Raw genomic sequence first — 26,626 nt, 5'->3', positions numbered from 1 at the left:
TATTGGAAGCAACTTTTCCACCACTACTCCGTCCAATCATTATGGTATGATAAGGAATGCGAGGTGGTAGGTTTGACGATACGCTATCCAAACGGAAAAACTTATACTCCGAAGCCTTCCGTCCAGGCTGAGAAACGGACCAATCCTTCCTTCTCCAACCGGGGCAAGACGCTCGAGGATGAATTGAATGAAACGAATGAATACTATCTGGCAAACGGCATCGCGGTCATCCATAAGAAACCCGTTCCTGTCCAGATCGTGAACGTCAAATATCCAGCCAGAAGTGCTGCCGTCATCACAGAAGCCTATTTCAGGACTCCTTCGACAACCGACTATAACGGTGTCTGGAAGGGGCGTCATATCGATTTCGAGGCGAAAGAGACTAAGAGCAGGACATCATTCCCGCTCCAGAATATCCACGAGCACCAGGTCGACCATATGAAGCAAGTGCATGAGGCAGGAGGCATCGCCTTCCTTCTCATCAATTTCAGTGCACTGGACCGCTATTTCATCATGCCCTATGCGTATTTTGCGGAAAAGTGGGAAAGAAAGAATGCAGGCGGCCGTAAATCCATCACATTGGCAGAAGTCGAGGAAATGTCCATTGAGGTCAGCCCAGGCTACAGGCCAAGGCTCGATTATGCATCAGCATTGCCCTTGCTGGTCGATCAACTACAGAAAGAAGTTACCGAAAGGCAGGAAATGGAATGAGCGAAGAATTTAATACACGATCCGCCCGGCGAAAACAGCTGGAAGCGGAAAAGAAAGGGACGCGGGGCAAAAAGGCCGGCAAAAGCCCAAAAGGCTGGAAAAAAGTCGTAAAACGCCTTCTGCTTATTGCCGTGCTCGCCTGTTTTGCCTTGTTTGTTGCCGGAGCAGGTCTGTTTGCTTACTATGTAAGCTCTGCGCCTGATCTGGATGAGAATTTGCTGAAAGATCCGCTGACGAGCGATCTTGTCGATATCGAAGGAAATGTATTCTATAAATTCGGGTCAGAGAAACGTGAATTTGTCCCTTATGAAGAGATACCGCAAGAGATGATCGATGCGATCCTTGCAACAGAAGACGTGCGGTTCTTCAAGCACCACGGCATGGACTTCTACCGTCTCGGCGGTGCAGTCCTGGCAAACTTCAGAAGCGGTTTCGGCTCGCAGGGGGCTTCTACGCTCACCCAGCAGGTCATCAAGAACTCCTTCTTCAACGAAGAGAAGACACTGAAGCGGAAAGCGCAGGAAGCTTGGCTCGCGTTCAAGCTGGAACGGGAATATAAAAAAGAAGAAATCTTCGAGATGTATTTCAATAAAATCCTGATGTCCGGCCGAATTTACGGAATCGGGACAGCTGCAGATTATTTCTACGGCAAGAAGCTGGATGAACTGGAATTGCCGCAAATGGCCTTGCTCGCAGGCATGCCGCAATCACCGAATGGCTACAACCCCCTGAAAAATCCGGCACGGGCGAAAAAACGGCGGAATGTCGTCCTTCATCTTATGTATAAACATGACAAGATCACGAAAGAAGAGATGGAGGCTGCCATAAAATCACCTGTCACTGGCGGGCTGATCACTGACGAAGAGCGGGAGAATTTCGCGGTTTCGAAATATCCGGCCTATGTGGATATCGTCCTTGATGAACTGGAAGCTGCCGGCATGTCGGATCGACTGTCTGAAGGAATCACCATCCACACGGCGCTAGACCCGAAAGCCCAGCAAATCGTTGAAAAAGCGATTGATAACGATTCGATCTACGAGTCCGCGGAGATGCAGGCGGGGATGACTGTCCTTGATACGAAGACGGGTGCCATCGTTGCAATCGGCGGCGGACGGGATTACTCCGGACGCAATACGAACTTCGCTTCGTCTGATAATATCCGGCAGCCTGGATCAGTCATTAAACCAATCCTTTCATACGGTCCGGCTATAGAAGAATTCAGCTGGTCGACTGGAACAACAGTAGTGGATGAACCCTATAAATACAAAGGTACTAATAAGCAAGTGAATAACGTTGATGGCGATTATAAGGGACCTATGACAATCCGCGAAGCACTTTATCGGTCACGGAATATCCCGGCAATTAAAGTCTTCGAAGAAGTCGGGACGAAGAATGCGGGAAGCTTTGCTGGAAAGCTTGGTCTCAAGTATGATCATTCAGATGAACGATTGAGCTCAAGCCATGCTATCGGAGGAGGAGGATATGAATTCTCAACAATCCAAATGGCTGGCGCCTACTCAGCATTCGGCAATGGCGGTATATATACGAAACCGCATGCTGTGACAAAAATTGTTTTCCGGGACGGCAAAACGGAGAAGAACATGGTACCGGATCCGGTCATCGCGATGAAAGACTCAACAGCTTATATGGTGACGGATATCCTTCGTGATGTCATGACACTTGGCACAGGCAAGGTGGCCAATGTCACCGGTCTTGACATCGCCGGGAAGACAGGCACGACCAACTATCCCGCCTCTTTCATAAAGGATAATAATTTTAAGAACACCTACGTGCCAGATACTTGGTTCACAGGCTATACGACAAACTATACAATATCCGCTTGGGGAGGATATGCAAAATACAAAGATCCGATTAAAACGTATGAAAAAGGACGCGATGTCCCGAAAGTCCTTTTCCGCACTGTCATGGGTGAACTTTCTGCAGGCAAAGAGACAGCCCGCTTCAAGCAGCCAGGCTCTGTGGAAGAAGCAGCAATCGTTAAAGGCTCCAACCCGCTTGTCCTCGCGAACGAGTATATGCCAAGCAGCATGACGAGCATGGAACTGTTCGTAAAAGGCACACTTCCGAAAGAAGTGGCGAAACCGGAAGTGACTGAGCTGGAAGCACCATCCGGCCTATCTGCCGATTATGATTCCTCATCGGATTCCATTACGCTCAGCTGGTCGCATAATCCGCCGGACAGTGATATGTTCGACGAAGAGATCCAGTTCAAGGTAGCCGTCTCTGTCGATGGATCCAGTCCGGAAGAGATGACGACAAGCGAACGTTCCGTCACGTTCTCAGGCGTTGAAACGGGCAGGACGTACGAATTCTCCGTAACGGCAATCGCGGGCGACTTGACGAGCAGCCCGGCGACCACTTCCCTGTTCATAGAAGATCAGCAGGAAGATGAGGGAACTGTAGACGAGGACGACGGATATGACGATGAATCTGGCAATGACGGCCAGAATGATGACGGCCAATATGATTCAGAAGGCCAGGACAATCAGTGGAACAATGGAAATAACAATGGAAACAATAATAACGGCCAGAACAACGGCTGGAACAACGGCAACAATAATAATAACGGGAACAATAACGGGAACAACAACGGTGACAATGGCGGCAGTGGCAGCCAAGGCAATAACGGAAACAATGGAAATAACAATTGGAACAACGGCGGGCAAGGTGGATCGTCCGCTGACAATCAAGGATCCCCGAATCAAGATGATGACGAGGATGACGGCGATTGAATCGAAAAGCTGTCCGGAGATTTCTCCGGACAGCTTTTTTCTCGGGAGATCTATATGTAAAAAAGACCGGTCCGGAAACATATCAGTTTCCAGACCGGTCTTTCATTTCCCGCCGGACAGAAAGGCTTGCGCTCTTCTTGACCAGCTCTTGAAACAGGGCGTTCAGCTGTCGGGCAGCGTGGCGGCTTCCCATATGGGATTTCACATAATCAAGCCTCTCCTCACCATTTAATGGGTTGAGTGATGCTCCTCCTTCTCTGATGAGCTGTTCAAAGAACTCAACAGCTTCTTTCATCGCAACGCCTGTTTCAATATCTTTTTTTCGCAAGCTCCATCCTTCAGCTGCACGTTCTGCAATGGATCGCCATTCATTTTTCACGTGCTTTCATCCGTTTCTTGCCTTCCCGGCACACATCGAGCAGCGGACACTCAGGACAATTCGGTTTTTGAGCTTTACAGTGGTAGCGTCCGAAAAAAATGAGCTGATGATGTACATCGCACCAGCGTTCCATCGGTGTCCAGCGCATGATCTTCTCCTCCACCGCAAGCGGCGTGTCTTTCCAGCGGTTCATCGCAAGGCGTTTCGCGACCCTCTCGACATGCGTGTCAACGGCAAGAGCCGGGATTCCGAACGCATTCGATACGACGACATTCGCCGTTTTACGCCCGACTCCCGGAAATGTCGTCAGCAGATCACGGTCAGCAGGCACTTCCCCTCCATGTTCCTCGATGAGAGTACGTGAAAGCGCCTGAATGTTCTTTGCCTTATTCCGATATAGGCCGATTGAACGGATATCAGTCTGCAATTCTTCCAGACTGACAGCCAAATAATCTTCCGGAGTTTTATATTTCTGGAAGAGCTCTCTCGTCACCCGGTTCACGAGGACGTCGGTGCACTGAGCGGAAAGCAACGTTGCAATGAGCAGTTCAAACGGATTCCGATGGACAAGCTCACAGTGGGCATCCGGGAACATCTTGGCGATTTCATCCAGGCAGAATTCCCATTGCTTTTTCGTCAACATATGTACATCTACTCCCGTTCTTCCAGCCAGTTATAGAAATGAATTTTCCCTGCAGCCGCCACTCCCTGCTTCGGCTGAGGTCTGCCGATCGACGTGCGGAAGGAATTTGCAGTCCGCTCTACATCGTTCAACGTCTTGATATTTTTCTTTTTCCATTCAAATAAGATCCTGTCGATATAACGGAGACTGAGCTTCTGTGCAAGCACAGCCTCTTTCAAGGCAGCCCGGATGATCTCAGTGGAATGACCGTCTTGATCGAACCACATCGCAATTGTCTCGCATTCCATCGGGGAGAGCAGACGCCCGAATTCCTGCTCGAACAACGTAAAGATTTCACCCTCCTCTTTCGCCTTATCACACTCATTTGCCGCTGCCTTTTCAGATGCAAGCAGTTCGAACAGGCGTGTCCAAAGGGGCAGCAGGCTGAATGATTCATTCAGGATGCCATTTGCGTCTTCGCTTTGTTCTATCGAGAGGAAGCCGCGTCGCATCAGGTGCTGAAGAATATCGGTCACTTGGTTTTCTGTCATATGCATTCGCGAGGCGATATCAGAAGGGGTCGGAAACGGAATGCCCGCTGTCTGGAAGGAGATCATATGCATCAGCAGCATTGCGTCGACATCCTTTATGTCGAGACGCTTGTAATGCTGAAAAAAAAGCTGGGAAACTGAAACGTTTCCCTGCTCGATCCAGACGCGGAGTTCTTCTTGAAGCATTTGTCAGAACACCTCTTTCATTCATTAAGGGTACAGCCGGTTCAAAAGACGCGGGAATGGAACTGATTCCCGTACGTGCTCAGCGCCGGAAATCCAAGCGACCGTCCGCTCAAGGCCCAGTCCAAATCCGGAGTGTGGAACTGCACCATATTTGCTGAGTTCCAAATACCATTTATAAGCTGCAGGATCAAGGTTATGTTCCTCAATGCGCTGTTTCATCAGTTCATAGTCATGGATCCGCTCAGATCCGCCGATAATTTCGCCATATCCTTCCGGCGCAATCAAATCAGCGCAAAGAACGACATCGTCACGCTCAGGGTGCGGCTGCATGTAGAACGGCTTGATACCGATCGGATAGTTCAAGATGAACACTGGCTTATCATAATGCTCGGCGATCGCAGTCTCATGCGGTGCACCGAAGTCATCGCCCCACTGGATATCGTCGAAGCCATTTTCATGAAGGAATTCAATCGCTTCATCATATGTAATTCGCGGGAACGGTGCCTGCACTTTCTCAAGTTTGGAAATGTCGCGTCCCAGGCGCTCCAGTTCTAGTTTGCAGTTCTCAAGAACGGATTGCACGATATGCGTTACGTATTGTTCCTGGACTTCCAGGCTTTCCGCATGCTCGACAAATGCCATTTCCGGCTCGATCATCCAGAATTCGATCAAGTGGCGACGTGTTTTTGATTTTTCAGCACGGAATGTAGGTCCGAACGAAAATACTTTTCCAAGTGCCATCGCGGCCGCTTCCATGTATAGCTGTCCAGATTGCGAAAGGTATGCATCTTCATCAAAATATTTTGTATGGAACAATTCGGATGTTCCTTCTGGAGACGATCCTGTCAAAATTGGCGGATCAATTTTCACAAATCCATTCATATGAAAAAACTCATACGTCGCACGGATGATTTCATCACGCACTTTCATGATCGCATGCTGCTTGCGGCTGCGAAGCCATAGATGGCGGTTGTCCATAAGAAATTCAGTTCCATGCTCTTTAGGTGTGATCGGGTAGTCGACCGCTTCGTGAATGATATCGAGGGCTTCGACTTGAAGCTCAACACCGAAAGATGAACGCTCATCTTCAGTCACTTTTCCAGTTACATAGAGGGAGCTCTCCTGCGAGAGTGATTTCGCCTTGGCAAAAGCCTCTTCGCCGATCTCTTCCTTCACCACGACGCCCTGGACAAAGCCGGACCCGTCACGCAGCTGCAAAAACGCAATTTTACCGCTGGATCGTTTATTGGCGAGCCATGCACCGATACGTACTGTTTCCCCGACGTGGTCGGGCATTTCATGAATCATGATTGTTTTCATAATGACCTCCAAGTGTTTGTGCTATTTAAGTGATTGGATGCTGCTTCTCATGCTTGTCTTTCTTGTCTCTAGGCGGACCCTTCGGCATGAATCCGAAGGGAGCCCCGTCAAGCCTGCTTTGATGCGACAAAATCCTTAATGCGGCGGATTCCTTCTTCCAGCTGATCGATCGAAGTAGCGTATGAAAGCCGAATAGTGGCAGGAGAGCCAAAACCGGAACCCGGTATGACGGCCACTTTCGCTTCCGTCAGTAAATCCGATGCGAAATCGCCGACATTTGTATAGCCACACGCTTCCATCGCCTCTGTTACATCCGGCAGCAAGTAAAATGCCCCTTGCGGCTTTCTGATCTTAAAACCGGGGATCGCTGCAAGCTGCGGGTACACTTTATCAAGCCTTGATTCAAAATCTTTCCGCATAATCTCGACGGCGTCTTGCGGTCCGTTGTACGCTTCGATAGCCGCATATTGGCTAGTCGTTACAGGATTTGACGTCGAGTGGCTTGCAAGGTTTGTCATCGCGGACACGACCGTCCTGTCGCCAGCAATGAACCCGATCCGCCAGCCTGTCATGGAATGGGATTTCGAGACGCCATTAATGATAAACGTCCGCTCTTTCGCATCTTCAGACAGCTCGGCGATGGAAGTATGCTGAGCTTCTCCATAAATCAACTTCTCATAAATTTCATCTGATATGATCCAGATGTCTTTCTCTTGGCAGACGGCGGCAATATCCCGCAGTTCATCTTCCGAATAGACCATGCCCGTCGGATTGCCTGGGGAGTTGAGAATAACCGCTTTCGTCCGCTCTGTGACCGCTTCTTTGATCTGCGAGGCGGTAACTTTTAAGTCCGCTTCCGGTGCGGCCTCTATAAAGACAGGGACGCCCCCCGCAAGCTTGACCTGTTCTGGGTAACTTACCCAGTATGGTACGGGGATGATGACTTCATCGCCAGGATCGATGATCACCTGGAAGAGTGTGTAAAGGACATGCTTGGCACCGACACCGACCATGATTTCGCTCCGGTCATAGGAAAGCTTCTGATCGCGCAGCAATTTCCCGATGATCGCATCTTTGAGCTCTGGCAGGCCGCCTGCCGGGGTATATTTCGTTTTCCCTTCTTCCATCGATTCATACGCCTTGCGCAGAATGTTTTCAGGCGTGTTGTAATCCGGCTCGCCAGCTCCGAGACCAACGATGTCGATGCCTGACGACTTCATCTCCTTCGCTTTCGCTGTGATCGCAAGTGTTGTAGACGGTGATAAAGTGCTCACCCTGGACGCAAGTCTCTTTGTCAAGTTCATTCGCTCCCTTTTTTGCGTTCCTACAGATTTAAAATACGTTTCCACCACTGCCCGTTCTCGAAGAAGATATATACGTAGTTCAGTTTGCCGTTTTCGCTTCTGAACGCCACTTCCCAGATCGGATGTTCCTCTTCAATGCCAAGATGAGCATGGAGTATTTTTTCAACCTTCAATTCTTTCTTAACGACGTCAATCGCCGCTTGCCGGGAGATGCCGTCTTTCAGCAGCGCCTCGCCAAGAACGTCGTCCGTCTTCTCATCCAGGAATACCGCCTTTTCCTTTCCATCTTCTCCAGTACCATATACGGTCACCATCTGGCGTGTGCCGTTATACACTTCCGCTCTGTCCACTTTCACCAATGCACCTGAAGCGACGGCGGCATCTGCCCCTTTTCCTTCGGCAGAGGCAAAAGGCGTATGGGCATTGTATAGAACGATGACTGTAATTGTGATGCCAAGAGTGACCAGGAAAACGGCGAGGAATTTAATCCAATTCAGCATAGTCTTTCACATCCTGTCTTGGCAACTAAATATGCTAGCCCCATGATGGTGCTTCGTCATTCATTATAACAATGTTCCAGCTCGTTCACCATATGTGCAAGGGACACTTTTTTCACTGGCACATCCGGAAGTGAGGCAAGGAATCGTCTGCCATACGACTTCGTCTCTATGCGGCGGTCCAAAATGATGAAAAAGCCCTTGTCGGTGGATGTGCGGATCAGCCTGCCAAAACCTTGCCGCAGCCGCATGATCGCTTCGGGGAGTGCGAATTCGGTGAAAGGGTTCATGCCCTGTTCACTCAGCCGCAAAGCCCTTTCTTTAAACACGGGTTCATCTGGAGAAGTGAACGGCAGGCGCACGACAATAATTGCTGTTAATGCCTCGCCAGGAACATCGACACCTTCCCAGAAACTGTTTGTGCCGAATAGGACGGATTTCTCAAACTGCCTGAATGATTTTAACAGCTTCATGCGGCTGCCTGAACTGATGCCCTGGGCGATCATCGCATATTCCGTGAGGAGCTCGCTATCCATGATAAGTTCATATGTCTGCCTGAGCATCTCTTGCGAAGTGAATAAGGCAAATAGACGGCCGCCCGTCGCAAGGACTGTTTGGACGATTGCGTCGGCGACAGCAACGATATAATCACTTTGCTGCACTTGCTGGATATCCGGCATGTCACTGACGATAAAGATATTCGCCCCATCATAAAAGTGCGGCGGCGCTTCGAAAGTGACAAGCGGGACGCTGTCATCTATGCCGAGCCGACGCGTGACGAAACGGGGATCCTGCTGTACTGCAAGCGTGCCGGAAGTCCAGATGATGCCCATTTGCTGTTCTTTCATCCTTCCGATGAACCCCTGGATGAGACGGGAACCATCTACCGTACGCTGGACGACTTGCAGGCTGCCAGGAATGCTGCGCTGGTCCTTTTCGACCCATGTCGCGGAGTAACTGTCTTCTGCATCTAGGAAGATATGAACCCACTCCCCAGCCTTTATGGCAAGTTCCCGCACCCAGTATTGCCATTCCGCCAAGAAAGCACGCTCTTTTTTCGATAATCGTCCAGCATCTGTCTCAAGCGCTTGGACGTAATGCTCTGCATACTCATAATAAGCACGCAGCGACTCTGCGGTGCGGGCGAACGGTTCTCTGCTCTGACTAAGAGCGCTGAGCGGCATCACTGTCCGGTTGCCTTTTCCGGAAGTTTGTCCGGTGTATTGATTTCCGGTCAGCTGGTGGACCGCATCGTCGAAATCAGACAAAAATTGTTCGGATAGCTGCGATAGTTGCAGTTTCGCCTGCTTATCAAATACATGATGCCGGCGTTTCAGCCGGTCGATCTGATCGAGCAGCTGGCCCTCCGCTTCGCTGCTCAGCTGGCCGGCCACATATTTCCATGTTGTATAGGCGAAAACAGTCTCTTCAGCAGAATCCGCTGCATTGATCAGCTGGTGCGCTTCATCGATCACCAGCCCGCCTGCATCCTGGAAAACCGATTCCTCTCGCTGCATGTCAGACAGCAGTGCCTGGTGGTTTGTGATGATCACATTCGAGCGCTTGCAGGAACGGATTGCCCGCAAATGAAAATCTGCTGCTTGTTCATCACCATATGAAGCTGCATGTTTGCGGACCCGGTCAACGAACAGCTGGCCGCCTCCTGAAACGTTCAATTCATTCAAGTCGCCCGTCTCTGTTTCGGTCAGCCAGACGAGAATCTGCAAAATGGTGAATGTCTCGTCATATGATTCGTCAATGATGCGCATCAGTTCCTCTAGCTTGCGGAGAGAAATATATTGTTCCCGACCTTTCAAGACAGTGGCACGGAGCTTGATGCCTAGAGCATCTCCCGCCCGCTTCACGTCAAATTCCGTCATCCGGTCGATCAAATGGTTCGTATATGTACTGACGACGACCGGTTTTCCGGAATTGATCGAATGGACTGCTGCAGGCAGCAAGTAGGCGATCGTCTTGCCGATGCCCGTCGGAACTTCTGCCGCCACTTCCGTCTTCGCATTCAACGCAGACATGACCGTATCCATGAAGCGGAATTGTGATTCCCGCTTTTCCACATCGCTGAAAGCCCTGTTCAGGAATGCCATCTTTTCTTCGGTGGTTTCCGGATACTCGGCATGTCCTGCCAAGCTTCCCGGCAAGCTATCCGGACGCTTGTACGGAATACCGCGGAATTCCGGGAAATCTTCCCGAGCTGCGGATAGCCGAGCGGCGTTCAGGGCGCTAAGAAGAAGCATCGAGATATCAGAACGGAGCGAGAACGATCGTTTATGCAATAAATGCAAAGTCCTCGCCGGCAAATAACGCATTTTGTCCAAGCACGCCAAAAAAAGATGGGCAGTCGCTTTCGCGTCATCATCCGCTCGATGCGCTGCAGGCAAGGCGATATCCAGTTCTTCCGCCAGATCTTGCAGCCGGTAGCTTGGAGATGTCGGAAACAGGATCTTTGACAGCTCCACCGTATCAATCTTCTTTCCAGTCCATTTTGAAACGCCGCAACGCTTGAATTCACTTTGGAGGAAAGACAGATCGAAATCCGTATTATGAGCGATGAACACGCAGCCTTCCAGCAGTTCCGCCACTTCGCGCGCAATCGCCTCGAACGGCAGCGCATCGGCTACTTCCTCATCAGTGATGTTCGTCAGCTGCTGTATGAAAGCAGGGATCGGCCGCTCGGGATTGACGAACCGGGAATAGGTGCGGAGAACTTCACCTTCTTCAATAAAAACAATGGCGATCTGGATAATCCGGTCTCCGCGCGAAGGCGAATGGCCCGTCGTTTCCAGATCAACAACCGTATATGTATGTTCATTCATTCGATCATCATCTTCCTGTTAGGATACTACAGTGGATTGTATCACATTCCGCCGGGCAGGAGACGGATTAACGCGCCAGGCGGAAAAAAAAGAAGGCTCTTCCCTGCAGGGAAGGCCTTCGGAAAGATATACGGCTGCTGGCTGGAACGACTTGCAGCCGCTTTGATAAAGAGATCAGCCGGCGGAACGATTCGTTTACCAAATTTTTCAATCCCATCAGCCGCTGCACATGGCATCCATCACATCACGACGCCAGGCAGTTCCTCAATTTTTTCTTTGATACCGTTCTTTTCATCCATTAGCAGGACGGTCGGGACGTGGGTCCGTGCTTCGTCGTCGGAGACGTATGCATAGGAGATGACAATTATGATGTCACCGGGCTGGACAAGCCGGGCGGCGGCGCCATTGACACACATCTTGCCGCTTCCTCGCTCTCCGGCGATCGTATAGGTTTCGAAACGTTCGCCATTGTTATTGTTGACGATTTGCACTTTTTCATTTGGCAGAATACCAGCTGCATCCAATAGGTCGCTGTCAATTGTAATGCTGCCGACATAGTTCAGATTCGCTTCGGTTACGACGGCACGGTGCAGTTTACTGTTCATCATCATTCTGTACATGTTGATCACCCTTTAGTTGACATAATAATATTATCTATCAATCGTGTTCGTGAAAATTTAACGGCGCACGCTAAAATGACAGTTTTTGTTTTCTCGGTCGGCTCCGCAAGTTCGGGATATGAGAGGACGCTGACATAATCAATCGTTCCGGACGTCTCTCGCTCGATCATTTCAGCTACATGCCGCTCGACCTCATGGGTAGGAAGTTCACCGATCTGACCCGCCCCATATACAAGTGCTCGCTGAATTATCGGCGCTTCCCGGCGTTCTTCGGCAGTTAGGTTGACATTCCGGGAACTCTTCGCCAATCCGTCCGCTTCCCGGACAATCTGAACGCGCCTGATTTCTGTCCGTAAATTGAAATCCCTGACAAATGTCTCGATGATGGCAAGCTGCTGCGCGTCTTTCATTCCGAAATAGGAACGGTCTGGATCGACAATATTGAAGAGTTTCAAGACAACCTTCAGCACACCGTCGAAATGGCCGGGACGCGAGGCGCCGCAAAGCGCCTCCGCCTGGCTGCCCGGCAGGATGCGGATTCCGCCGTCCATAGGATACATATCATCCGCACTTGGATGGAAAATGATATCGACGCCTGCCTCTTCCGCCAGCTTCCTGTCCCTGTCAAAGTCACGCGGGTATGCTTCAAAGTCCTCTCCTGGGCCGAATTGTGCCGGATTGACGAAGATGCTCATGACAACGATGTCATTCTCTCTCCTCGCATGAGCCACAAGGGAAAGATGCCCTTCATGAAGATAGCCCATTGTGGGAACGAATCCTACCTTCCTGCCCTCGCGCCGGAGACGTTCCGTACTGTCTCGCATTTCTGTTAGTGACGTGATGACTCTCATCCAATTCATCCCCCATATAGACTTGCAAGTTCTTCCTCTTTCATCGTAAAACGATGCCGTTCCGCCGGGAATTCACCCTTCCTGACGGCATTAGTATAGTCCGTGAGCCCGACCTTGATCGATTCACCCACATTGGCATATGCCTCGACAAATTTCGGTATATGATGGTTGCCATATAGGACCGTGTCATGGAAGACGAGCACTTGGCCATCGACTTCCGCGCCGGCACCGATGCCGATTATTGGAACTGATACCGCTTTCGCCATCTCCGCTGCAAGCTGGTATGGTATACATTCCACAACAATCATGAAGGCGCCCGCCGCTTCGCATGCTTTTGCGTCCTCGATGAGCTGTTGGGCAGCATCCGCGGTTTTCCCCTGGACCTTATAGCCCCCGATCACCGCTGCAGATTGCGGCAGCAGGCCGAGATGGGCGACTACTGGAATCCCCGCTTCTGTCAGCATCTTGATCTTGCCGATCACCCTGCCCGCACCTTCCAGTTTCAGTGCATTCGCACCGGTCGCTTGAAACAGGCGGACGGCTTGCTGAAGCGCTGATCCATCAGAACCATGATACGAGCCGAATGGCATGTCGACCGCAACGAAAGTATTCTTCGCGCCCCTCCGTACCGCTTTTCCATGATGGATCATATCCTCGACTGTCACATATGCTGTCGATTCATACCCTAGCACGACCATGCCAAGCGAGTCTCCGACGAGCAGGATGTCGAGTCCCGCTTCCTCCGCCAAGACGGCGGATGGATAATCGTATGATGTCAGCATTGCGATCTTCTCGCCTGCCGCTTTCATTTTGATGAAATCCGATGTGCTTTTCATTCCAACAACACTCCTTTTGCCGTGTGATGGAAAGCCTTTCCCCTTGATGCACAATCGCAGAAGAAAACCAAAAACCCTTCTGTCCCGAAAAAAGGACAGAAGGGTGGTGTGGTCATAAGTTCAAAGGTTTCCTCCGTCCCTGTCCCGTGCGAGATCAAGGCAGAACATATTCAAAAATAATAGGCTTTCAACTTGTGGTGCAGTTCGCATTTGATACTGCCCATAGCGTTACTATATCAAACTGATAATGCATTGTATAGAGTTCATTCTTCCGGCTGGATATCTGCAGAATAGATGCCTCTCAATGTCCCGTCATCGAGCCGCATCTGAAGAAGCCCCTCTTCCGAAATCCCTTCCGCGACCCCTTCCACCGTTTCGTTCAGCATGACGGCACGAATCCGTTTTCCGATTGTCGATGAATATCCTTCCCAGAGCAGCTTGATAGGGCTGAACCCATGCTTTTCGTACATGCCCGTGTACAGCTCCAGATAATAAAGGATCTGCGCGACGAGGTGCGCCCGATCAACCTGTTTGCCTGATGCGATGCGGAGCGATGTCGCAATGTCCGCAAGTTCAACAGGGAAATCGCTAGCTTCTTGGTTGGCATTCAAGCCGATACCGATGATCAGCGCTTTAATGCGGTCCATATCAGCCTGCAATTCCGTCAGGATCCCCGTCACTTTCTTGCCGCCGACGAGAATGTCGTTCGGCCATTTGATTGCTGGCGCAAGGCCTGTCACTTCCTCGATCGCCCGTACAATGGCGACCGCCGCAACAAGCGTCATCTGAGGGGCCTGTTGAGGCGAGAGCCGCGGCCGGATCACGATACTCATCCACACGCCTTTAGCTGCCGCTGAATCCCATGCCCTTGAGAGCCGTCCGCGTCCTGCCGTCTGTTCCTCCGCAATGAAAAGCGCCCCGTCTGGCACGCCGTTCTGCGCCTCATCATGAGCGATCGTCTGCGTCGAAGGACAGCTGTCAAAATGAACGATATGCCGGCCGTACCGCTTCGTCTCCAAATGTCTGCCGATTGCCGCCGCATCCACAGCATCCGGCGCGCTGACCAGGAAATAGCCCTTCTTGCGGATCGTGCCGATTTCATAGCCCTCCGCCTCGAGCTCTTTCATGCATTTCCATACTGCAGTTCTTGATACGCCAAGAGCGTCCGCCAGCTCTTGGCCGGAGATGGGCGCCTCCTCGTTGCTTGCGAGAAGCCGTCCAGCCACTTTATCTTTCAAGCTTAAACTCATTTAGAAACCATTCCTTTATCGCTTCTTTGCTGTTCGGGCAGTGTCCAAGCACAACCGCCCGCTCGATCCGCTCCAGCCATTCCTTCGTCCAGCTGCCTCCGCGGATGCCGGCCCACTTAAGCAGATCGCTCCCTGTCATGGCTAGTTCCCGCTTGCTGGAGATCGGCAGGCGTGCTTTTCGAGCCTTTATCTCCTCAATCGGAATCTCTTCAGTCCCTTGCTCTACACATCGATGGATCCTTTCAGCGGCTAGTAAGACACCTGTCTCAAAGAGGTAGTAATCCATTGCCTGGAATCCTTCTTTGCGTGCGCTGTATGCGCCACTCACGGCTTTGAGCCATTGCTTCTCGCGATTTGACATCTTATAGCCGCCAGCAAGCTTTGAATAGTCAAGATTGCCTGCGATCATAAGAAACGCCCAGCCAGTCGGCGCATCGGCAAATGGGGCACCGCAATCCCGGCATTCGGGAGGAAGCTGTTTTGGATAGCAAGGCAGATATACGCCGATCCCGGTCTCTTCAATATACCGGAAAGCCCTCCAAGGATCCTTGCCTGCCAGCAGTTTATCCCACTCTGCCTTCAGCCGCTCGACCGCAACAAACCGGATTTCGCCGGCTAGTGTCCGGATGGCGGACAGCGTCTCGTGTTCCACATCAAATCCGAGAACAGAGGAGAACCGGATTGCGCGGAACATGCGCAGTGCATCCTCTCCAAATCGCCTGGCCGGATTCCCGACTGCTCGGATCTGCCGATTCTGCAAATCATCCATTCCGCCGAACGGATCGATCAAATCGCCTGCAAGCGTGATCGCCATGGCGTTCATTGTAAAATCGCGACGCCTGAGATCTTCTGTAAGCGACCGGACAAACTCCACCTGATCCGGCCGTCTATGGTCGGTATAGGTGCCTTCCGTCCGATATGTCGTCACTTCAATCGGCTCGCCTTCTGATAAGACAAGGACGGTGCCGTGCTCGATGCCGATATCGACTGTCTGGCCGAAAACATTTTTCACTTCACCCGGCATAGCAGAGGTTGCAATATCGATATCGGAAGCCTCTTTTCCAAGGACCCGGTCGCGCACAGCGCCTCCGACGAACACCGCTTCATAGCCCGCATCCTCAAGCCTCCTGATGACGTTCCTGCTCGCATGGGTACCGAACTTGTCCGTCATTTCCGCATCCCCGCTAAATCATAATAGAGCGCTTCATAATCTGCGACGATGCTCTCGGACCCGAATTTTTCGGGGACTGTCTTCAGTGCGCCCGCTCTCAGCCTTTCGTGCAGCTCAGGGCTCTTCAGCAGTCGCACAGCCAGTCTTGCCGCCTCCTCTGAATCACCCAGTTCAACAAGAAAGCCATTCTCACCGTCTTCGACCACTTCCGGAATCCCGCCGATCTTTGTAGCGATCGCCGGCACGCCGCATGCGAAACCTTCCAGCAGGACTAGGCCGAACGCTTCCTTTTCAGAGAGATGAAGCATGCAGTCGCTGATTGAGAGCAGTTCAGGAAGATTGTCCCGCTTGCCTGTGAAAATGATACGGTCTTCAAGCCCGAGCTCTTTGGCGAGTTCTTTCATTTCCAGTTTCTCTGGGCCCTCTCCGACAAGCAGCAGTTTTGCCGGCGTTTCAGCAGCGATATTTCGGAAGGTCTCGATGATATCTGGGATCCGTTTCACTTCCCTGAAGTTCGAGATGTGAATGAGCACCTTCTCACCAGGCAAAATGCCAAGGTCATCGCGCAATGTGCCTGGATTGACGGGCCTATATCTCTCTTCATCTATGAAATTATAGATGGTCAATATTTCCTGCGCCGGATCGATCAGTTCGATGGTCTCCTGACGGAGGGAATCCGAAACTGCAGTTGTAATATCCGACTTATCGATTCCATATTTCACCGTGTTACGGAGAGCCGGGTCGTGCCCAAGCACAGTCACGTCGGTTCCATGCAATGTCGTGATCACACCGATGGATGAGCCGGCCATGTCTTTCGCAAGCGCAGCCGAGACGGCATGAGGGACAGCGTAATGGACATGAAGCAAGTCCAGTCCCTCCTCCTCGATGACAGTAGCGATCTTATTCGCGAGCGCTATATCGTATGGGGGGTATTTGAAGACCGCGTAACCGTCGATTTTCACTTCGTGGAAATGGATATTCGGATGGATGTCGAGCAGCCTGAACGGTTTACTCGATGTAATGTAATGCATTTCATGGCCTTTCTGCGCCATTTTCAGGCCGAGTTCTGTCGCTACGACACCCGAGCCTCCAAGTGATGGATAACAGATGACACCGACTTTCAATGGTTTCATTGACGGGCACCCCTTTCTATATGTGATAGCTCTCGCTTACTCCATGATTTCCTCGAGTCCGTAGACCAGGCCTGTGCACCCTATGACGCTTCGAATCGCCATCATGATGCCGGGCATGAAGCTGTTCCGGTCAAAGGAGTCATGGCGGATGGTGAGAAGTTCCCCTTCCCCGCCAAGCAGCACTTGTTGATGGGCGAGCAGTCCCGGAAGCCGGACGCTGTGTATTTTCATGCCTTCGACGTCTCCTCCGCGAGCGCCAGGCAAGTGTTGCTGCTCCTCAGGATGTCCCTGGATATGCTGAGGACGCACTTGTTTGATCATGTTCGCTGTCTTGACGGCCGTTCCGGACGGCGCATCCAATTTCCTGTCATGATGCATCTCGATGATCTCCACATCGCCCAGGTACCGTGCGGCCTGCTGCGCGAATTTCATCATCAGTACCGCACCGATCGAAAAATTCGGAGCGATGACAGTACCGACGCCTGTCCTTTTGACGGTTTCCTCGATGCCTGCAAGTTCTTCATCGGTCAGCCCCGACGTTCCAACGATAGGATGAATGCCAAGCGACAGCGCCTCTTGCACGTTCTTATAGACTGCGTCCGGATCAGTCACGTCCAGCAGCACATCCGGCGCCTGCTCTGCTGCCAGCCTGGCAAGCGATGTGTATACCGGTATTCCAGACGGGCCTTCGGTGATTTCCCCATCGCACCAAAACTTACCGTCGTATTTATAGTCCAGTGCGCCGACTACTTCAGCATCTGCCGCTTCTTCGATCGCCCGAATGGCCGTCGTTCCCATACGGCCCCGTGCGCCCGCGATCGCAACTTTAATCATTCTGTTTCCTCCCTCTTTTTCGTCCAGCGATCTTTATCCCGCTCTTTGAATTTCGCAAGGACCGTTTCGAGGGCATCTGTCATGTCGATTCCCTCCGCGTTAGCGAAGCATAGCAGAACGAAGAATAGGTCTCCCGTCTCCTCTGCAAGCGATTTCACAGCTTCACTGCCCTTTTTCTTTTTCATGCCGTAGACATGCTGCACTTCCCTCGACAGCTCGCCGAGTTCTTCCGTAAGCCGCGCAAGCAGCTCCATTGGCGGGAAATACCCCTCCTCAAAACCGTTTATGTATGAATCGACATCCTGTTGCAATTGTTCCAATGTTTTTCTTTGTTCCATTTGCGATTACTCCCTTCATTTGTTATCGTATTTGTTCGGGGGCTTGTTGTCAAAAATTGAAGAATGGTTGATACTGTGAAGAGTATTCAATGGGAAAGGCGGGACGAGTGTTGTTTGCCGGCATAAAAATAAAAAATATTATTTTCATTCTTTTAGGAGCCGCGATTTTCAGTTTCGGGCTCGTGCACTTTAACATCCAGCATCAACTGGCAGAAGGCGGTTTCACCGGTATCACGCTGATTCTCCTTCATGCTTTCAACTGGGATCCCGCGGTCATGAACCTTGTGCTCAATATACCGATGTTCCTCGTTGGATGGAAGCTGTTAGGACGGAAATCTTTCATTTATACACTGATCGGCACCGTAGCCGTCTCTGTCTTTTTGAAAGTTTTCATGAAATACCAGTATAATATCCATCTCGAAGGCGATATGTTCCTCGTCGCGCTGTTTGCAGGCGTATTTATCGGCGTAGGGCTTGGCATCATCTTTCGCTTTGGCGGCACGACAGGCGGCGTCGACATCATCGCGCGGCTCGGCCATAAGTTCAAAGGGTGGAGCATGGGCCGGACGATGTTCATGTTCGATGCGGGCGTCATCCTGCTCTCCTGGATCACATACCTCGATCACCGGTCGGTCATGTATACGCTTGTCGCCCTGTTTGTCGGTGCTCGCGTCATTGATTTCGTACAGGAAGGGGCATACGCGGCGAGAGGTGCATTCATCATTTCCGATCACCAGGATGCCATCGCAACAAAAATAGCAGTCGATATGGACCGAGGCGTGACCGTGTTCCGCGGATATGGGCATTTCACAAAATCGGACCGGCAGATTCTCTATTGCGTCGTTGGCAAAAACGAACTGATGACCCTCAAGACCATTGTCACTTCTGTCGATCCACACGCGTTCGTCTCTGTCACGGAAGTACATGATGTTCTGGGTGAAGGGTTCACCCTCGATGAGCAGAAACAGCCGCTTGAGCGGTAAAGCGAAAAAAAACCGTCTTTACATTGTAAGGACGGTTTTTTGTATGTTAATCCCTGTTCGTAAAAATCAATACAAGACGAAGCAGTTCCATGACTGCTACCGCTGTTGCTGCAACATATGTCATCGCTGCTGCGCTCAGGACTTTCTTTGCATGCGGCTCTTCTTCGTTGCGAATGATGCCAAGCTCCACAATCTGGTTCATTGCGCGGCTGGAAGCATTGAATTCCACCGGCAATGTGACAATTTGGAATAGCACACCGACAGCCATCAGGACGATTCCAATGCCAAGCAACGAATTCATACTGGAAAAGATCAGGCCGATCATGATGAAAACCCATGATGCATTCGAAGTGATGTTCGCAACAGGCGCCAGCCGGTGACGGAATCTGAGGAATGCATACGCTTCCTTATCCTGGATTGCGTGGCCGACTTCATGGGCTGCTACTGCAGTGCCGGCAACTGAAGCTTCCCGGTAGTTCTGCGGTGATAATGCGACAATTTTAGTGACAGGGTTGTAATGGTCACTCAAAAAGCCTTGGCTTTCCACCACTTTTACGTCATGCAGGCCGTTATGATCAAGGATCATCCGGGCAACCTGCGCACCGGTCATGCCGGAAGTGGAACGGATTTTCGAATATTTGTTATACGTGCTTTTCACTTTGAACTGAGCATAGATTGGCAGCAAAATGATGATGCCCAGATAGATCAAAAACATCTTCGTTTCCTCCCTTGTCTCTCTACTTTTATTTTAATGGACCGCCGGGTTCCTTGCAACATTTAGCACTCGTGCTGCTCTTCTGCCAGCCGTTTTCGGACTGAGTAGAATGCGAGCAGAATGCACCCGATCGACAGCCAGAATGTGAAGTAGCCAATTTGGTCGATATGTTTCATAAGGTCATAGTAGATCGGCATCTGTCCGAATACATAATCGATGACGACATCGTGCAGTGTCCAGATGGCGGCGATGGCCGCATGCCAATAACGGAACTTATAAAGCGGCATGTAGAGAACCGCCTGGACAGCCATAAGGGCATGTGACGCGACGAGCATCCAGCCCGTCCCTCCGATTTCTCCGACTTCCGCGAGCGTCAGCAAGTTCATGACGACAGCCCAGACGCCATATTTCACAAGCGTAATGAGGGCTAGCGCTTCGATTAACTTGAAATTTCGGCCAAGCAGCCATCCGATAACGGCGAGGGAAAAGAACAGGCTTGCCGTAGGACTGTCCGGAACAAAGATCCAGAATTTCGGATCCGTGATTTCGAGCTGCCACATATACCAGTCATATCCGTAGACAGTACCGATAATATTGACGAACAGCAAAATCCATAAAAACGATCTGCTCGTAAGGATGATCCACAGCATGGATAGAAATGAACGCAGAGCGCATCTCCCCTAACGTGTTGGAATGTATGTAATAGGGTAAATAAGTATGTAAAAAGAGAGCCAGTCGCCTGACTCTCTTTCTGTTAGTCCTGATTCAAGCCTTCGATGAATTCGGCCAGCACTTGCAGGTCCTCGTCGGAACCTTGCCATTGCCCTGCCGGCATCGTGCCGATCCCGTTATGGGCGATATCTATGATCTCTTCAGCAGTGAGTCCTGTGTTGACAAGCGGATGGCCAAGGCCGCCTTGGAAGGCATCCCCGTGACATCCGATACAGGATGATGCTGCATAAATCTGGTATCCTTCAGCATTTTCATCAAATTCGACTTCCTCAACGATCGCACCTTGCGCTTTTGCCTTTTCCCAGTCATGGTTCACGACAGATTCCCATGTCAAGTAGAAGATCGCAGCAAATGCGAGAAGCATGAAGCCTGTCGGAAGCGGGCGCTTGAATGGACGGCGCTCTTTTGATGTGTCCATGAACGGCACTAGCATAAGCGCACCGATTGCAAGCCCTGGAATGATGATCGCGCCGACCACGTTATATGGACCGGAAGCGAATTCATACTTGAGCAATTGGTACATGAAAAGGAAATACCAGTCCGGAACCGGGATATATGTCGTATCCGTCGGGTCAGCCTGTCTCTCAAGCGGAGACGGATGCGCGACAGTGACAATCAGATATCCGATCAGGAAGATTGCACCAATCATCCATTCCTTCAGCAGGAAGTTTGGCCAGAACGCTTCCGTCTTGCCCGGATACTCAGAATAGTCCTTTGGCACGTTCGCCATCCGGCCTGTAGCCTTGATACGCGAATCGCCAACAAATTTCATACCTTTTCCGCGATGCATGTTGTCCCCTCCTTATTCAAATTTCGGGAGTCCATTGCACTCTTACAATGGTCCGGAAATACCTTGTCTTCTGATCATGATAAAGTGTGCTGCAAGCAACCCAAGCAAAGCAGCAGGCAGGAAGAATACATGGATCGCGAAGAAACGCGTCAGCGTCTGGGCACCGAGGATCGTCGAATCCCCCGCTAGGAGAATCTTGATCTGCTCACCGATAAACGGAACGGATGCCGCGATTTCGATACCAACTTTTGTCGCGAACAATGCTTTCATATCCCATGGCAATAGATAACCTGTGAAACCGAGACCGAGCATGACGACGAAGATCAATACGCCGACAATCCAGTTCAATTCACGAGGTTTCTTATACGAGCCTGTAAAGAATACACGCAATGTATGTAGGAACATCATGACAATGACAAGCGATGCTCCCCAGTGGTGCATCCCACGCACAATCTCACCGAATGCAACTTCATTTTGAAGGTAGTAGACGGACTTCCACGCATTTTCGATATCCGGTGTGTAATACATAGTAAGGAACATACCGGATAAGATCTGGATGACCGTTACGAAAAATGTCAAACCTCCGAAACAGTAGATGAATGCAGAAAAATGGTGTGCAGGGTTTACGTGCTCAGGTACTTCGTGGTCAGCAATATCACGCCAAATCGGGGTGATATCGAGCCGTTCATCAACCCAATCATAAATTTTGTTCAGCACTTTGGTCGTACCCCCTTACATTTTAAACTAATGTGTTTGGAACTGTTTTTCCAAGGTAGACAAAGCCGTCCACGACTTGCACTTGAAATTCATCAAGCGGTCCGAGCGGCGGTGTTCCAGGGATGTTCTTCCCGTTCTTCTCATAGCGGCCGCCATGGCAAGGGCAATAGAACTCGTTCTTATGGCCCTCCCCTTCCCAGTTCACCGTGCATCCAAGGTGTTTGCAGACAGGGGAAAGTGCGATGATCTGATCGCCATCTTTGTAGACCCAAGCAGTATTTGAGACGTCTGACTTGTACCAGGCATCTTTCCGATCCTTGATCGTGAAGTCAACACGTTCAGGCGTTTCCGTAACGGCATCCGCCTTCTGCGGCGTCGGGACGAACTCTCCTTCGCCTTTCGGCTGCAATACCGGGTCGACCGCGAAGCGGACCATCGGCATCAATGTCGCCGATACCATGAAACCGCCGACACCCATCAATGTATAGCTAAGGAATTGGCGTCTTGACACTTTGCTGCTCATCAGTTTCCCTCCTCTTACTCCAAAATCGGTCCAACGGACATACTTTTGCTAATTGTAATACTAGGACATATCTATGATATATCAATACAACGGTAAATTCAATCATCCATTCGATGAGCCGGGCACTTTGTGAACAAATGATGAATTTTGAAAAACGGAAAAGAATGCTGCCGCTGGAAAAGCCTCCGGCCGGTCAGGACAGCAAGGTGCCGGATTCGCATGCGGTCACGCGGATGCCCATTTCGCGGTGAATTTCGGGAGCACTTGCCGCAGCTGGTCTTCAAGGATCGTTCTTCTCAGATCTGCATCCATGCTTTCCAGCGGAATGGACGGCAGCCAGATCAGCTCGCCCTTTATATCCGCTTGGGTCCACGCCGAATCAGTCGTCAAAAAGAATAGATGTTTGAACGGCGCTTTGCTGAAAGCGGCAAGCGTCTTCTCCGCCATTTCGCCGATGGCTGTATCAGCTGTGTATGAAAACGGCGGAGCGAACATCATGCGGCCTTTGAATTGCATCTCGATGAGCGAAGCGAGCAGCATTGTGAATTCCGCGGAAGACGCGCTTGTTTTCATCATTTCCAAAGTAGGCTCCACTTTAATCAGCGGCACGACAAGAGTATCGATATAATCCTTTTGACTCAAATATGTATCCATGTCTTTCCCTGTCCAGTTCATGGCCTTCCCTCCCAGGTTTCTAGTCGACGGTTCCATTCTATCTGAAAAGGACGGAAGAAACAATTGCCATACACGGACGCCTCCGTCGCGCTTAAAAGTCCTGGAACAGTATAATGACCCCACCCGGAGGATGGAGTCATCAAGGTCGTTCCGTCTTCATCTCATTGAGCATGGCGGACAGGACAAGGAACTGTTCCCTGTCATTTTCATCGAGGGCTTCGTCAACCCTTCTCATGAGAATCTCCAGCGACATCGTCGCAGCACTCTCTTCAAGCAGCTGCTCCGCGATTTTACGGTCACGTTCACTAACTTGCAGTTCGGCAGGCAGAAACGGGTTCTCTTCCCGTACCATCGCATATTCCGGACAGGCATGGCTGTTCGGGAAATTCAACTGGATGTACATCTTCTCTTCCGGATGCAGCCGGAGATCATGGAATGATTTCTCGGCATCTGCCGTCATCAGGTTCCCTTTGTAGAATCGGAATGGGATGCTTTCCGAACTCGTTGTCGATATGACCATCGCCCGCGGACAATAATGCGCCTCATCCGTGAAATGGACATTTTCAAGAAGCTGCTCATGGCTAAGTAGATAATTTAAAATCCACACACATTCCCGGCGCTTTAATTTGTAGCGCTTTAAAAACCACCGTACAAAATCCTTCTTGGCAGCGACAGGAACCATGGCTGTCATATCACACCTCCTCATCATTTGACAATTCAAGAAAGGCGGCCCACTCATCATCATGCGCCAGACTCAGCAGCTCCTTGACTATTTCGATGGCTTCCCCGCGTTTTCCTTCTTCCAGTAAAAACTTGGCGTACCGGTCAAGGAACGCGGGATCTTCTTTCATTCCAGCATATGCCTCAACATAAGATGCGTATGCATCCTTGTAAAGTTCCAGCCCCTCCTGTGCATAGGCACGGAACGCCGCAAGCATCGGGATATCAAGCTGGACGGATGCCAGTGCCTCTAGCACTTCCTCATACTTCTCTTCCTGATTGTACAGGGAGACAAGCGCCATGAGAGCATCGATGTATTCAGGATCTAACACGAGCGCTTCAGATAGATGCTTCTCCGCTTCCTGGGTCAGTCCCAGTTTCAATGCGGATTTGCCTGCCGCCAGCCGGAGCTGCTTATCGTATTCATCACGCTTGATGCCCCGCGTGAACAAGTCATACGCCTTCTTGTCGTCGCCTGTACGCGCAAAAGCCTGTCCCGCCAGCATATAAGCTGAGAAATAATCGGGATCTATGTCGAGAAGCTGCTGCGAAAGGGCTGCGGCCCGCTCTACACGGCCTGACTGGAAGCAGGCATACGCTGCGCCGAATAACGTGTCCGGCAGAATGGAATCCTCAAGCATCTGCTCGTAATACGGAATCGCCTCTTCAAACGCGGCTCCGCTGCTATACGTCTCCGCCAGGCGGGAAATGAGAGTGATGCCGCCAATTTCATCATTTCCTTCCTCCTGAAGCTCCTCATAGATCGCTGCAGCCTCCACATACTTGCCTGAAGTCAGCAGCAGTTCCGCATATGCAAATCGGATGACCGGATTTTCCGGCATCAAAAGAAGCGCTTCCCTCACTTTAGCAACCGCTGTTTCGAGCATCCCTGTCATTTGATAATAATCCGCTAGTACGAGAAGGGCCTGTACGTATTCTTCGTCTTCGGGCGTGATTTCTGTCAGAAGGAGGAGCGCCTCATCCTCTTCGCCGAGTTCCAACAATGCGGATGCGTGATCGATCTTCAGTTGCGCTTCATCAGGGAGATGTTCGAGGAGTGTTTTGTAAATCATGTCGGCATGGCCGATGAAACCGTACCCCATGAGCATGCCGGCCGCCTCGTATAGCATATCGAAATCCGCCCTTGCAAGCGCGTTTTCAACGAGGTCGTCAAGCCTCCCTGTATCACCTTTCGCAATGGCTTGTTCGATTTCTTGTAACTGACCCATATTTTCACCTGTTCCTTTGCTTTGTATACATGACGCCATCCAAACTTTACGCTTGTGTGACAAGTTTTTGTAAATCTTCGAAGAAGGTCGGATAGGAGATGGCAATGCATGCGGAATCTTCAATCTGGATATCTCCATCTGCACAAAGCGATGCGATTGCTGCCATCATCCCAAGCCTGTGATCCCCATAGGAGGAGAGTGCGCCTCCAGTCAAACGGGCCGGCCCATTGATGATCATGCCGTCTTCCGTCGCTTCGATATCCGCACCGAGTTTTTTCAGTTCTGTTGTGACTGCGGCAATCCTGTCTGTCTCTTTCACCCTAAGTTCTTCAGCGTCCTTGATCACAGTCCTGCCTTCCGCCTGCGTCGCCAGCAGTGCGATGACAGGCAATTCATCAATGAGCCGAGGGATGATTTCCCCGGAGATTTCTATGCCCTGAAGCTTAGCGCTTTCAATCACAACTGTCCCCAACGGCTCGCCTCTGCCAGTGGATTCCTCGGTCACTGTAACTTTTGCGCCCATCTGTCTTAGACAATCGATGATTCCCGTCCGCGTCGGATTAAGACCTACTTCGTTGAATTTGACTCGGCTGCCTTCCACCATCGCAGCGGCGGCCATGAAAAATGCCGCAGACGAGATGTCACCCGGAACGGCAACGTCCGCCGCATGAAGCGTTTGACCGCCGCGTATGCGTACACTCTGTCCATCCACAGTTAGTTCCGCACCGAACTGCTGAAGCATCCGTTCCGTATGATCGCGTGAGATAGATGTCTCGATCACTTCCGTCTCCCCTTCAGCCCGCAGGCCGGCGAGGAGGATTGCCGACTTCACCTGGGCACTCGCAACAGGCATCATGTATCTATACCCTCTTAGTTTGCTCCCTTCAACAGAAAGAGGCAAATACCCCGCTTCATCAATGGCTGAAATGGATGCGCCCATTTCGGCGAGGGGTGCAATGACCCGTTTCATCGGCCGCTTTGTCAGCGATTCGTCGCCGGTCAGGACGGATGTGACGGATGAACCCGCGAGGATGCCAAGCATAAGCCGTGCTGTCGTTCCCGAATTGCCGGCATATAACTCCCCGGCAGGCGCCGTCCAGCTGTCCATACCCGGACTGTCGACCGTCACGCGGTCCCCTTCTTGCTCAATCGTGACGCCAAGTTTCCGGAAACAGTCTATCGTTCGCAGGCAGTCTTCACCTGCAAGGAATCCCGTGATCTCCGTCTTCCCTTCCGCCATAGATCCGAACATGACGGCCCGGTGGGAGATTGACTTGTCCCCAGGCACTTTCAATTCGCCCCGTAAAACCGGCTGCGTAAATCCAACTGTCTTGCTGTCCATTCCTAACGCC

At 51.1% G+C, this 26,626-nt stretch carries 27 protein-coding genes; 3 read left to right on the top strand and 24 right to left on the bottom strand.

Annotated features, from left to right (window positions below):
* The first annotated feature begins 72 nt into the window (after window positions 1-72).
* Entirely contained in the window at window positions 73-711 is a 639-nt protein-coding gene (recU, locus tag ACZ5FK_RS01865; RefSeq protein WP_464806220.1) for a Holliday junction resolvase RecU, read from the top strand.
* Window positions 708-3,464 carry a PBP1A family penicillin-binding protein gene (locus ACZ5FK_RS01860; protein WP_464806219.1) on the top strand — a complete coding sequence of 919 codons (2,757 nt, stop codon included), beginning with the start codon at window positions 708-710 and terminating at the stop codon, window positions 3,462-3,464. Before recU ends, ACZ5FK_RS01860 begins: the two co-directional genes overlap by 4 nt.
* Before the next feature lie 82 nt (window positions 3,465-3,546).
* On the opposite strand, the gene ACZ5FK_RS01855 is transcribed toward ACZ5FK_RS01860, so the two are convergent.
* The 15 genes from ACZ5FK_RS01855 to ACZ5FK_RS01785 form a co-directional block, all read right to left on the bottom strand.
* A complete protein-coding gene (locus ACZ5FK_RS01855; protein WP_464806218.1) occupies window positions 3,547-3,843 on the bottom strand; it encodes a YpoC family protein in 297 nt (98 codons plus the stop codon).
* A complete protein-coding gene (gene nth, locus ACZ5FK_RS01850; RefSeq protein WP_464806217.1) occupies window positions 3,833-4,486 on the bottom strand; it encodes an endonuclease III in 654 nt (217 codons plus the stop codon). Before nth ends, ACZ5FK_RS01855 begins: the two co-directional genes overlap by 11 nt.
* Window positions 4,487-4,494: 8 nt before the next feature.
* A complete protein-coding gene (locus ACZ5FK_RS01845; RefSeq protein WP_464806216.1) occupies window positions 4,495-5,202 on the bottom strand; it encodes a DnaD domain-containing protein in 708 nt (235 codons plus the stop codon).
* 24 nt (window positions 5,203-5,226) lie between these two features.
* Window positions 5,227-6,522 (bottom strand): asparagine--tRNA ligase, encoded by a 1,296-nt coding sequence (gene asnS, locus ACZ5FK_RS01840; RefSeq protein ID WP_464806215.1) that lies wholly within the window; start codon window positions 6,520-6,522, stop codon window positions 5,227-5,229.
* A 107-nt stretch (window positions 6,523-6,629) separates the two neighbouring features.
* Window positions 6,630-7,820, bottom strand: a complete 1,191-nt coding sequence (locus tag ACZ5FK_RS01835; protein ID WP_464806214.1) for a pyridoxal phosphate-dependent aminotransferase — start codon at window positions 7,818-7,820, stop codon at window positions 6,630-6,632.
* Between the two features lie 26 nt (window positions 7,821-7,846).
* Window positions 7,847-8,326 carry a cell wall elongation regulator TseB-like domain-containing protein gene (locus ACZ5FK_RS01830; protein WP_464806213.1) on the bottom strand — a complete coding sequence of 160 codons (480 nt, stop codon included), beginning with the start codon at window positions 8,324-8,326 and terminating at the stop codon, window positions 7,847-7,849.
* A 56-nt stretch (window positions 8,327-8,382) separates the two neighbouring features.
* Window positions 8,383-11,157 (bottom strand): ATP-dependent DNA helicase DinG, encoded by a 2,775-nt coding sequence (gene dinG, locus ACZ5FK_RS01825; protein WP_464806212.1) that lies wholly within the window; start codon window positions 11,155-11,157, stop codon window positions 8,383-8,385.
* A 239-nt stretch (window positions 11,158-11,396) separates the two neighbouring features.
* A complete protein-coding gene (gene panD / locus ACZ5FK_RS01820; RefSeq protein WP_464806211.1) occupies window positions 11,397-11,777 on the bottom strand; it encodes an aspartate 1-decarboxylase in 381 nt (126 codons plus the stop codon).
* 5 nt (window positions 11,778-11,782) lie between these two features.
* Entirely contained in the window at window positions 11,783-12,628 is an 846-nt protein-coding gene (gene panC, locus ACZ5FK_RS01815; protein WP_464806210.1) for a pantoate--beta-alanine ligase, read from the bottom strand.
* A 5-nt stretch (window positions 12,629-12,633) separates the two neighbouring features.
* A complete protein-coding gene (gene panB, locus ACZ5FK_RS01810; RefSeq protein WP_464806209.1) occupies window positions 12,634-13,464 on the bottom strand; it encodes a 3-methyl-2-oxobutanoate hydroxymethyltransferase in 831 nt (276 codons plus the stop codon).
* 263 nt (window positions 13,465-13,727) lie between these two features.
* Window positions 13,728-14,714, bottom strand: coding sequence for a biotin--[acetyl-CoA-carboxylase] ligase (locus tag ACZ5FK_RS01805; RefSeq protein ID WP_464806208.1), 987 nt, complete (start codon window positions 14,712-14,714; stop codon window positions 13,728-13,730).
* Window positions 14,692-15,885: a CCA tRNA nucleotidyltransferase gene (locus ACZ5FK_RS01800; RefSeq protein ID WP_464806207.1), complete on the bottom strand. Its 1,194-nt coding sequence runs from the start codon at window positions 15,883-15,885 to the stop codon at window positions 14,692-14,694. Before ACZ5FK_RS01800 ends, ACZ5FK_RS01805 begins: the two co-directional genes overlap by 23 nt.
* Complete coding sequence (gene bshA, locus ACZ5FK_RS01795) at window positions 15,882-17,018, bottom strand: N-acetyl-alpha-D-glucosaminyl L-malate synthase BshA (protein ID WP_464806206.1); 1,137 nt, start codon at window positions 17,016-17,018, stop codon at window positions 15,882-15,884. Before bshA ends, ACZ5FK_RS01800 begins: the two co-directional genes overlap by 4 nt.
* 36 nt (window positions 17,019-17,054) lie before the next feature.
* Window positions 17,055-17,852 (bottom strand): 4-hydroxy-tetrahydrodipicolinate reductase, encoded by a 798-nt coding sequence (dapB, locus tag ACZ5FK_RS01790; protein WP_464806205.1) that lies wholly within the window; start codon window positions 17,850-17,852, stop codon window positions 17,055-17,057.
* Window positions 17,849-18,190, bottom strand: a complete 342-nt coding sequence (locus ACZ5FK_RS01785; RefSeq protein WP_464806204.1) for a nucleotide pyrophosphohydrolase — start codon at window positions 18,188-18,190, stop codon at window positions 17,849-17,851. The genes dapB and ACZ5FK_RS01785 overlap by 4 nt, the downstream gene beginning before the upstream one ends.
* 110 nt (window positions 18,191-18,300) lie before the next feature.
* On the opposite strand from ACZ5FK_RS01785, the gene ACZ5FK_RS01780 reads away from it, so the two are divergent.
* Entirely contained in the window at window positions 18,301-19,173 is an 873-nt protein-coding gene (locus tag ACZ5FK_RS01780) for a YitT family protein (protein ID WP_464806203.1), read from the top strand.
* A 46-nt stretch (window positions 19,174-19,219) separates the two neighbouring features.
* Here the strand turns inward: ACZ5FK_RS01780 and ACZ5FK_RS01775 are convergent, their stop codons facing one another.
* The 9 genes from ACZ5FK_RS01775 to aroA all read right to left on the bottom strand — a co-directional run bounded on the left by ACZ5FK_RS01775 (window position 19,220) and on the right by aroA (window position 26,616).
* On the bottom strand, window positions 19,220-19,888 hold the full coding sequence (locus tag ACZ5FK_RS01775; RefSeq protein WP_464806202.1) for a zinc metallopeptidase: 669 nt from the start codon (window positions 19,886-19,888) through the stop codon (window positions 19,220-19,222).
* A gap of 62 nt (window positions 19,889-19,950) precedes the next feature.
* On the bottom strand, window positions 19,951-20,538 hold the full coding sequence (gene lhaT, locus ACZ5FK_RS01770) for a lipoprotein heptaprenylglyceryl N-acetyltransferase LhaT (protein ID WP_464806201.1): 588 nt from the start codon (window positions 20,536-20,538) through the stop codon (window positions 19,951-19,953).
* Window positions 20,539-20,642: 104 nt separating this feature from the next.
* Entirely contained in the window at window positions 20,643-21,410 is a 768-nt protein-coding gene (locus ACZ5FK_RS01765) for a c-type cytochrome (RefSeq protein WP_464806200.1), read from the bottom strand.
* A gap of 42 nt (window positions 21,411-21,452) precedes the next feature.
* Entirely contained in the window at window positions 21,453-22,127 is a 675-nt protein-coding gene (gene qcrB / locus ACZ5FK_RS01760; RefSeq protein WP_184206442.1) for a menaquinol-cytochrome c reductase cytochrome b subunit, read from the bottom strand.
* A gap of 22 nt (window positions 22,128-22,149) precedes the next feature.
* Window positions 22,150-22,653 (bottom strand): Rieske 2Fe-2S domain-containing protein, encoded by a 504-nt coding sequence (locus ACZ5FK_RS01755; protein WP_464807338.1) that lies wholly within the window; start codon window positions 22,651-22,653, stop codon window positions 22,150-22,152.
* Window positions 22,654-22,875: 222 nt separating this feature from the next.
* On the bottom strand, window positions 22,876-23,325 hold the full coding sequence (locus tag ACZ5FK_RS01750) for a YpiF family protein (RefSeq protein WP_464806199.1): 450 nt from the start codon (window positions 23,323-23,325) through the stop codon (window positions 22,876-22,878).
* A 139-nt stretch (window positions 23,326-23,464) separates the two neighbouring features.
* Entirely contained in the window at window positions 23,465-24,016 is a 552-nt protein-coding gene (locus tag ACZ5FK_RS01745; protein WP_464806198.1) for a ReoY family proteolytic degradation factor, read from the bottom strand.
* Window position 24,017: 1 nt separating this feature from the next.
* On the bottom strand, window positions 24,018-25,274 hold the full coding sequence (locus ACZ5FK_RS01740) for a tetratricopeptide repeat protein (protein ID WP_464806197.1): 1,257 nt from the start codon (window positions 25,272-25,274) through the stop codon (window positions 24,018-24,020).
* A 46-nt stretch (window positions 25,275-25,320) separates the two neighbouring features.
* A complete protein-coding gene (gene aroA / locus ACZ5FK_RS01735; protein ID WP_464806196.1) occupies window positions 25,321-26,616 on the bottom strand; it encodes a 3-phosphoshikimate 1-carboxyvinyltransferase in 1,296 nt (431 codons plus the stop codon).
* Window positions 26,617-26,626 lie beyond the last annotated feature (10 nt).

The sequence above is a fragment of the Sporosarcina sp. GTC18466 genome, from assembly GCF_055389225.1.
Note: the sequence above shows the minus strand (reverse complement) of the source record. Positions and strands in the feature narration are given on the sequence as shown.